At 41.5% G+C, this 9,030-nt stretch carries 9 protein-coding genes, 1 tRNA gene, 1 rRNA gene and 1 pseudogene; 4 read left to right on the plus strand and 8 right to left on the minus strand.

What is annotated here, in order from left to right:
• Window positions 1–25 precede the first annotated feature (25 nt).
• Window positions 26–1,867, plus strand: coding sequence for an ATP-dependent zinc metalloprotease FtsH3 (gene ftsH3, locus V7K21_RS20790; RefSeq protein WP_334966168.1), 1,842 nt, complete (start codon window positions 26–28; stop codon window positions 1,865–1,867).
• An 801-nt stretch (window positions 1,868–2,668) separates the two neighbouring features.
• Here ftsH3 and V7K21_RS20795 read toward each other — a convergent pair.
• Window positions 2,669–2,887, minus strand: a complete 219-nt coding sequence (locus V7K21_RS20795) for a hypothetical protein (protein ID WP_335177134.1) — start codon at window positions 2,885–2,887, stop codon at window positions 2,669–2,671.
• A gap of 29 nt (window positions 2,888–2,916) precedes the next feature.
• Between V7K21_RS20795 and V7K21_RS20800 the strand changes: the two genes are divergently transcribed.
• Entirely contained in the window at window positions 2,917–3,132 is a 216-nt protein-coding gene (locus tag V7K21_RS20800; protein WP_335177135.1) for a hypothetical protein, read from the plus strand.
• A gap of 138 nt (window positions 3,133–3,270) precedes the next feature.
• Here the strand turns inward: V7K21_RS20800 and V7K21_RS20805 are convergent.
• Window positions 3,271–3,573: pseudogene (locus V7K21_RS20805) on the minus strand (low temperature requirement protein A); the annotation flags it as partial.
• 42 nt (window positions 3,574–3,615) lie between these two features.
• On the opposite strand from V7K21_RS20805, the gene V7K21_RS20810 reads away from it, so the two are divergent.
• Window positions 3,616–4,203 (plus strand): reverse transcriptase domain-containing protein, encoded by a 588-nt coding sequence (locus V7K21_RS20810; protein ID WP_335177142.1) that lies wholly within the window; start codon window positions 3,616–3,618, stop codon window positions 4,201–4,203.
• Between the two features lie 217 nt (window positions 4,204–4,420).
• On the opposite strand, the gene V7K21_RS20815 is transcribed toward V7K21_RS20810, so the two are convergent.
• The 6 genes from V7K21_RS20815 to rsmA all read right to left on the minus strand — a co-directional run bounded on the left by V7K21_RS20815 (window position 4,421) and on the right by rsmA (window position 8,232).
• Window positions 4,421–4,588, minus strand: coding sequence for a hypothetical protein (locus V7K21_RS20815; RefSeq protein WP_335177136.1), 168 nt, complete (start codon window positions 4,586–4,588; stop codon window positions 4,421–4,423).
• 145 nt (window positions 4,589–4,733) lie between these two features.
• Window positions 4,734–4,805, minus strand: a tRNA-Gly gene (locus tag V7K21_RS20820).
• Window positions 4,806–4,975: 170 nt separating this feature from the next.
• A complete protein-coding gene (locus V7K21_RS20825; protein WP_335177137.1) occupies window positions 4,976–5,581 on the minus strand; it encodes a sporulation/spore germination protein in 606 nt (201 codons plus the stop codon).
• Between the two features lie 336 nt (window positions 5,582–5,917).
• A complete protein-coding gene (locus V7K21_RS20830) occupies window positions 5,918–6,250 on the minus strand; it encodes a DUF3082 domain-containing protein (protein WP_335177138.1) in 333 nt (110 codons plus the stop codon).
• Between the two features lie 85 nt (window positions 6,251–6,335).
• Window positions 6,336–7,289 (minus strand): 4-(cytidine 5'-diphospho)-2-C-methyl-D-erythritol kinase, encoded by a 954-nt coding sequence (gene ispE / locus V7K21_RS20835; RefSeq protein ID WP_335177139.1) that lies wholly within the window; start codon window positions 7,287–7,289, stop codon window positions 6,336–6,338.
• A 100-nt stretch (window positions 7,290–7,389) separates the two neighbouring features.
• Complete coding sequence (gene rsmA / locus V7K21_RS20840; RefSeq protein WP_335177140.1) at window positions 7,390–8,232, minus strand: 16S rRNA (adenine(1518)-N(6)/adenine(1519)-N(6))-dimethyltransferase RsmA; 843 nt, start codon at window positions 8,230–8,232, stop codon at window positions 7,390–7,392.
• Window positions 8,233–8,855: 623 nt separating this feature from the next.
• On the opposite strand from rsmA, the gene V7K21_RS20845 reads away from it, so the two are divergent.
• Window positions 8,856–9,030: ribosomal RNA gene (locus tag V7K21_RS20845) — 16S ribosomal RNA — on the plus strand; the annotation flags it as partial.

Genomic DNA, 9,030 nt, shown 5'->3' on the forward strand with positions numbered 1-9,030 from the left:
GAAAAATACCGGAGGATAGACCTTAGTGAATAAAAGATGGAGAAATGCAGGGCTGTACGCGCTGCTGTTTATTGTCGTCATTGCGCTGGGAACAGCATTTTTTGACAAACAACCTCAAAGCAGAGAGACATGGCGATATAGCCGATTTATTCAAGAAGTTCAACAAGGCAGAGTAGAAAAAGTCAGTTTGAGTGCAGATCGCTCTACAGCACTGGTTACAGCCAAATATGACGGAAATAAACGGATTGTGACCTTAGTTAACGATCCAGACCTGATCAATACTCTGACTTCAAAAGGCGTTGATATTTCTGTTTTGCCCCAAAGCGATGAAGGATTTTGGTTTAAGGCACTAAGCAGCTTATTTTTTCCCGTATTGCTTTTGGTTGGCTTATTCTTCTTGCTACGTCGCGCTCAAAGTGGCCCAGGTAGCCAAGCGATGAACTTTGGCAAATCTAAAGCCAGAGTCCAAATGGAACCACAAACTCAGGTGACATTTGGCGATGTTGCTGGTATTGACCAAGCCAAGTTGGAATTAAACGAAGTCGTAGACTTTCTGAAAAACGCCGATCGCTTTACCGCAGTTGGTGCAAAAATTCCTAAAGGTGTGCTGTTAGTTGGCCCTCCTGGTACAGGTAAAACCCTCTTAGCTCGTGCTGTAGCAGGTGAAGCAGGTGTACCCTTCTTCTCGATCTCCGGTTCGGAATTTGTAGAAATGTTCGTCGGTGTGGGTGCATCCCGCGTCCGCGATTTATTTGAACAAGCTAAGACCAATGCTCCTTGTATCGTCTTCATTGATGAAATTGACGCCGTAGGTCGTCAACGCGGTGCAGGTTTAGGTGGTGGTAACGATGAGCGGGAACAAACCCTCAACCAGTTGCTCACAGAAATGGACGGCTTTGAAGGCAATACAGGCATCATCATTATTGCCGCTACCAACCGTCCTGATGTCTTAGATGCAGCACTGTTGCGTCCTGGTCGCTTTGACCGTCAAGTTGTGGTAGACCGTCCTGACTATGCCGGACGCAGCGAAATCTTGAAGGTTCACGCCCGTGGTAAAACCTTGGCGAAAGATGTGGACTTGGATAAAATTGCCCGTCGTACCCCCGGTTTTACTGGCGCAGATTTATCCAACCTGCTGAATGAAGCCGCAATTCTGGCAGCACGCCGGAATTTGACTGAAATTTCGATGGATGAAATCAACGACGCAATTGATCGCGTATTAGCTGGGCCAGAGAAGAAAGACCGGGTAATGAGCGAAAAGCGCAAAACCTTGGTGGCATATCACGAAGCTGGTCACGCTTTAGTTGGTGCTTTAATGCCAGACTACGATCCTGTGCAGAAAATTAGCATTATCCCTCGCGGTCGTGCAGGTGGTTTAACTTGGTTTACCCCCAGCGAAGACCGGATGGACACTGGTTTGTACAGCCGCGCTTATCTGGAAAATCAGATGGCTGTGGCTTTGGGTGGTCGAATTGCTGAAGAATTAATCTTTGGTGAAGAAGAAGTGACCACTGGTGCTTCCAACGACTTGCAACAAGTAGCACGGGTTGCGCGTCAGATGATTACCAGATTTGGGATGAGCGATCGCTTGGGCCCAGTCGCCCTTGGTCGTCAGCAAGGTAACATGTTCCTTGGACGGGATATCATGTCAGAGCGTGATTTCTCTGAAGAAACTGCCGCCGCCATTGATGAAGAAGTTCGCAAACTTGTGGATGTAGCCTATACACGCGCTAAAGAAGTGTTGGTGCGTAACCGCCACATTTTAGATCACATAGCGCAAATGTTGGTAGATAAAGAAACGGTAGACGCTGAGGAATTGCAAGAAATTCTATCGAATAACGATGTGACAACCGCTGCGTTTGCCTAATTTAACGAGTAGTTAGGAGTTAAGAACAACTCCTAACTTCTAACTTTTAAAATTCGGGGTAATTCTGGGATTTTCTAGAGTTACCCCAATTTTTTTTAATTCCTTGTCAAAAGCCCGGCCTTGATGGCCGGGCTTTTAATCCGAAATGAGGTTATATTCCCCGAAGGTTAGTTATAGAGTTTCAGTATAAATCCGTAGTCTGATAGAGACTACCACCTGAGCATAACCAATTCCGGAAAATTAGAAAAATTTTTCTAGATACACCCAAATAAAAGAACTTATAACTCAATACGCCTGGGTTAGAGCCAGATAAAATGTATTGCGTAGGTTGAGAGCCACTGCACCCAAGCGGTTTCCCGACGAGCCTTGCAAGTGGCGTTTGAGGAGCGAAACCCAACCTACACAAGCATTTATTGGGTTTAACTACCCTGCCTTAAGTCGCCTCTGGCGTCTACGTTCAAGCCAACCTACAATTATCCTTAACTGAACTGTATTGAGCTATAACTCTGACTTAAAAAGGAAAAAGATAGAATTTAGTGATCATAAGTAGATTAAAAATTTACATATATATCTCCTGTTGCCGTTTTTCATAACTAGCAACTTGGATTATTTAGTGAAAACCAGAAATCAGGGTAATTCTGAAATTTTACAGAATTACCTCGATTGTTCTGAATGCAAAAGCATCGATACATTCTGTGGCGCACCCCTTATAGCGATCAAAAGTGTTCTCCTTTAGATAACTTTCCGAATCTTGACATAACTAGCATCAAGAGTGACTCAACACTCAACCAGTCGCCGATCTTAAACTCTGGATGTCGGTTTCAAAAATAGCCACGCCACAAAGAACGTAGCCGCTGTGAATAGTTGCGTCAAATCCAAAGCAGATAAATAGCCATCTGCAAATGAAGCAATACTGCGATCGGTAATGCCAAATACCCAGCATGACAGTCCAAACAGCCAAATCCCATTCTTGAGATTTCCGACGAATTCCTTAGAGTCTGATGGTTTTTGGTCTTTCATGAGCTTCTGTTCTGTTGGTGAGAAATTTAGTGATTGATGCGAAATACCTGCCATTGGGAATTTTTCTGACTCCTGATGCTGAATTTCCACTTCCTATTCATAATATTAATAAATATTTCAGCTACTTGACTTCGCTCCCCAAAGGTACATCTCCTAATGTTGACATTCCTCCTTTGGTTCTGCAACCTCTGATAGACGGTAATGTGTTGAGTTATCAGCATTACAGCGTTGGGTTTGAACATTGAGATTACATTATCTTTAAATAACTATATAAATAAATATTTATATTTATGATAAATTCCTCCATAGGATAGATGCATTTGACAAAATGTCTTATATTTCATTGCGTAGTGGCGCACAGCTGTGCGCCACTACGCAATGATCTAGATTTCTGGGTCAACCAAGCGGGTAGTGGGACGACTCTGATGCAAGTCTTGAACTATTTGCCCAGCAGAAACTACAGCGACAAGGGCAATGATTGCAACAGGTAACAAACCTTTGCCTAAGATAGCGATCACTAGCAGCACAACTGCACCTCCAAGTCGATACTGGGAACGAATTTTGTAATAACGGATTACCCCAAATCTGTGGAGAATGCTGACAGCTAAAGAGCATAATGCTACTGAACCACAGATGAGCCATCGCTGGGAATCGGGTAGTACTAAAGTTGGCTTACTCAACAGGATTAGTCAATTTTAAATAATTAAAGAATTATAAGAACTCAGGGTATCCCTCAAGGCGGTGTAGTTTCGGGAATGCTAGCAAATTTATATTTACATGAATTTGATTGTTGGGTTATCAATGATTTATCGAAAAAATATTTTCTAAGATACGTCCGTTATGCCGATGATTTTGTAATACTTTTAAAACACAAAGAAGTAATTTATATAGTACATCAAGAAGTTGCTCAAAAATTGCAAGATATAAAGCTGGAATTACATACTAATGAAAGTAAAACCAAATATGTTGAGATAGCTAAAGATTTTCTAGAGTTTGTTGGTTTTCAATTTACTCTTGAGCATATCAAAATTAAACCAGGAAACATTTTAAGATTTAATGAAAGAATTATAGAAAAGATTAATAAAGAGCCTTATTATAAAACTGGTGAAATTTTTGAGCGTAGATTTCACTTTTTTATCAAATATGTGATTAATAGAAAAGTAACTGGGCATGGTGAGAAAATATGTGATGTATGCGGTGGTGTGCTAGGAGAAAGAGTAAAAAGTTGGATGGGCTTTTTCATGGTTATTACAGACATTCAACAAATACGCGAATTGGATAAATGGATTCGGAAAGAAGTCAGCAAACACTTTTAGAAAAATTATAAACTTCGTCTGAAAAAATCAGACTTTAAAAATGTAGGATTAATTACTCTTGAACAAGAGTATTACAGACTTCGTAAACGAAAAGCCTGTTCATGTGAAAAATTTAATTGTTCTTCAAGTCCAATAAATGACAGTAACGCCATACAGCATACAGAGGTAACACAAACTCTATGTTGTAATTTTATTTGGAACTTTCTTGAGAGAACATTCAAGAAGTTATTTGCTCTTTAATGTTTAGCCAGTTTTGCTCATACAAACGCTGCCAAGCTTTGCGAATATGTTCAGGCTTAAATAGCTTGCGTTTGTGTACACCAAATAGGTTGCCCCAGGCGATCGCCTGCTCAGTATCTTGTGCTAGTTTGAGATAACGGCTCAAAAATAATTACCTGCACATCTGGTAGTTAGGCGAAGGCTAATTCTATCAGTGGCTTAACATCAGCCCAAATGATGACATCAATTTGTTAAAAGTGATATTAACCTCTCAACAGTGACAAATAATTAGTTAATGTACATGATTTTAAAGCGGGCGATGGGACTCGAACCCACGACGATCACCTTGGGAAAGTGAGATTCTACCACTGAATTACACCCGCGAATTGCTGCCATAAACTTAGGGCTACAATGAATAATACCACTATTTGCAGCTGTTTTCAATTGGCTAGAACATACACTGTTTTGGCAACTGCTGATGTATGAGTCCTGTGGCTGTTCATATTGGAAAATTTTTTAGCTAGCTGATGACGGCACTTACTCCCATATTTAACTAAAGAACAATGTCCTCACCTCGCTCAGTGAAGCGAACCTCTTTAATATTCCATTGGGCATTACTCGTTAGGGTTTTGCGGAGACTGCCAAACAAAGCAAACTGTTCACAACTAGAAAGAGAAGTTATTTGCCGCTTTGACTCAGGAGATATTCGCAAATCAACTGTAGCAATGCCATTTTTGATATTGACACGATACCCAGACAAGCTAAAGTCGCTTGTATCTCGTTTTTCTAAGATTTTACCCACTACATTTTTCACTGGTTCCTCGGCTGGTACTGAAACCTTTTCTGGAATTAGTTCTTGGCATTGAGTATCACTTGTGTATAGTATGACTTTGGTAGTTTTGTTAGTGGCAGCTTTAGAAGTTGGTGAGGAAGGCGTATTTTCCTTAGGAGATTCTTGATTGGAAGATTTTTCTCTCAACTGAGCTACGCTAGGAATTTGGCTGTGAGTCTGAGACGATAAGCTATTCGCCGGTGTTAGGGTAGGGGATGGCGTTCCGCTATCAACATTACCAGCTGTGGGGTTAGAACTACAACTGCTGAGGCTGACAACTATTGCCACAAAAATAAAAGGTAAAAAATATCTCTTGGTTGTGTTCATAAACTTTGCTTACAAGTGATGTTGCTGCTATCAATTTCAGTGTTGCTGGTATCAATTCCGCATAAATTTGTGAATCATCAGCCAGTCTATAAAGTGTCAACCTGAAATCTGTTAAGGTCAAGGGTCATACTATATATACACAGATTGCTATTGCACTGGGCGATCAAAATACGTGTGATTTATCTCGCCACTTTCGTCAGCACCACGGACTTTCTCCCAAAACTTGGAGAAAACAGCAACAAATTTTTTAGCCTTCAGAAGCGCGAAGCTACAATTGCTCAAAAATTGTGGTTCGTTAGAAAAACTTGTGTCTTTAGGTTGCTGATTAAAAGCAAATTACTGGTTTTCACTACTTTTTTGCTTGGTCAACTCCTGCACTAATAATTGCACACCCAAAGCTAACAAACCAATTGCTACTATACCAAATATCCCGCTTCCTAAAGCAACTACACCAACAACCAGAGTCCGAACAGCAGAAGAAATCTTCACCACCAATGGATTAATTGAATGGATCGGTTTAGTAGCAAAATTTGTGGCGATCGCAATCATCAGTGAATACACTGCATATGCCATTCCTCCAGAAATCACCGCCCCAGTCAAACAGCGTAACGGACTCGTTGCCGACTGTATTTTAGTATCCGTTTGTGGTGTTAAATTTTGCTCACTCATACCAGTTTAGATTTTATATTTTGGATTGGGTCATTAGGAATAATTCATGTTTATTCCCTATAGTTCATTAACGAAAAAGAATTATTTAAACAGACGATGCCACTTTAATACCATGTGTGATTGTTCGAGTTACAAATAATTCTAAGTCATGATCAAGAATTGCTTCTCTTACTTGCAGCAAAACTAGTTCTGCCTGCTGTTGAGACTCAAAAAGAGCAAATACTGTTGGCCCAGAACCAGACATCATTGTTCCTAAAACGCCTTGCTTATTTGCGAATACTTCTCGCAGTTGCAAGACTTGGGGATAGGCTGGCAATACCACACGCTCTAAATCATTGTGCAGTTTTTGGGCAATTTCTCCCGCATCTTTATCCAGGACAGCTTTTACTATTGTTCCTGAATGAACTGCATTAGCACGCGCTACCAAGTTATCGCTATCTCTAATATAAGAATTACCAAACTGCTCTCGATAGGCTTTGTATGCCCAAGCCGTGGAAACTTCCAAGCTGCGGTATTTCCCCAACACTACATATATATTATCTAAACTCGGCAGGGGAGAAAGTTGCTCACCCCTACCTGTTGCGATCGCAGTTCCACCCGCTACACAAAATGGTACATCTGAACCAAGAGTGCCTCCCAACTCCTCTAATTCTGACTGAGTTAATCCCAATTTCCACAGTAAATTTATCCCTACCAACACAGCTGCTGCATTCGTCGAACCCCCAGCCAACCCAGCAGCTACAGGAATCTGCTTATTAACGGTAATCTCAACACCCCCATATTTGGCAAAGGCTTCGGGAAATTGCCTCGCCATTAATTCTGCTGCTCGGTATGCCAAATTACTTTTATCTGTTGGTACTTGTGGGTGGTTGCAGTGAACACGGATGCTGTCAATGCTGATGGAACGTAGCTCAATTTGGTCTGCAAGTCCGATACTTTGAAGTATCATGGCTAACTCATGATAGCCATCAGGACGATTGCCAATGATTTCCAGATACAAGTTGATTTTGGCAGGGGCAATTAGGCTGTAGGAATGCATTTTGAAAGTTAGAAGTTAGGGGTTATGGGTTCCTAGTTGGGAATGGGTGAATTTTGTGTTTTGAATCAAAGCAATCATCTACATGTTCACTCTTAACTCCTCATTCCTCGCTTTTAACTCCTAACTCATTTGCTAGAATTACCCATTGCTGAACACTGAGGTCTTCGGCTCTGGCTTGGGGATTTATTTTTAATTGTTCCAGTAAGTGGATCAGGTGATCGCGTTCAATAACAGATTGCAAATTATTTCGTAACATTTTGCGCTTGGCACCAAACCCCAACTTCAAAAAGTTATCTAACCCTCTTGGGTCAAGTGCTGCTATTTCTATTTTTCGGGGACATAATCGTACTACTGCTGAATCCACTTTTGGCGGTGGATGGAATGCGGCCGCTGGAACAGTGCAAATTAACTCACACTCAGCCAAATACTGTACCCGCACGCTCAACGCTCCAAAGGCTTTTGACCCTGGTTTAGCATACAACCTTTCTGCTACTTCTTTTTGTACGAGTAACACTATTGAGTCAAATGGTTCGGGATTGGGGTTGGCGATCGTACCCAATAGTTTCTCAATGATTGGCCCTGTAATGTTGTAGGGAATATTGGCTACTACCTTATTTGGCTGTTGGAAATTGGGAAAGGCTGCCAGATAAGATGGTAAATCTAGAGTCAGAAAATCACCTTGCAGCAGTAAAAACTTTTCAGTCTTACCAAGCTGCTTTGACAACAGTTGGCATAAGTCGCGGTCTATTTCAACTGCAACCAAAGATTGCACCAGGGGTAATAAACGACGAGTCAGAATGCCCGTTCCAGGTCCAATTTCCAGGATGCGATCGCCTTTGGGGGAGCGATCGCTTTCTGTACACTCAGCTGCTTTAATTATTGCGTCGAGCGCCTTTTCACTTTTAAGCCAATGTTGAGCAAAGACCTTACGCGGTCGGATCATCTGTATTTATTGCCTAGTCTAGTTTTTAGCTTTTTCTCAAAAATTCATTATAAATTTTGAAGCCCCTCTACAGCGCTAGACTCACTGTAACTCCTATCTTCTCTTCCAAACGCTCCACGAACGTAGTCATGGCGATCAGGTAGATGCCATATAAGCGTCACCTGTACGATGGGAGTCTTAAATGCTCTTAATATTATGTATATGGTTAGTTCCGGCGTAATAATTCCGGATAAATCCCTCCAGCAAGACTATTCCTGCCTTTTTCGATAATCACTCAACGTGAATTATTCACCCAGTCAGGTTTAGCCACTTTGTTTTTGCCCCCCTCCCATTGCTTAAGGCATTCACCTGAAAGTAATGCCACTCAGGCGATTTGCCCTTTTAAGAAAAATAATAAATTTACCCCTTGACAAACTAGGGGATGACTAGTTACTCTAGTTAAGTCGGGAAGCAAAAGACGCAAACGACCGCTGAACCTAAAAAACATAATACTTTGAAAGCTTAAGAAAAAACCAATCCTCGTCAAAAGATTTTGCTTTTGGGATTTCCCGAAAATATAATCAAAATTAGTAACTAGGATTCCGGGAAATATTTTTTTCGGAGCCACAAACTCGAAACACAACAAAACGGAGAGTTTGATCCTGGCTCAGGATGAACGCTGGCGGTATGCTTAACACATGCAAGTCGAACGGTGTCTTCGGATACAGTGGCGGACGGGTGAGTAACGCGTGAGAATCTGGCTTTAGGTCTGGGACAACCACTGGAAACGGTGGCTAATACCGGATGTGCCTTTAGGGG

Source organism: Nostoc sp. (genome assembly GCF_036919595.1).
Lineage (GTDB): Bacteria > Cyanobacteriota > Cyanobacteriia > Cyanobacteriales > Nostocaceae > Nostoc.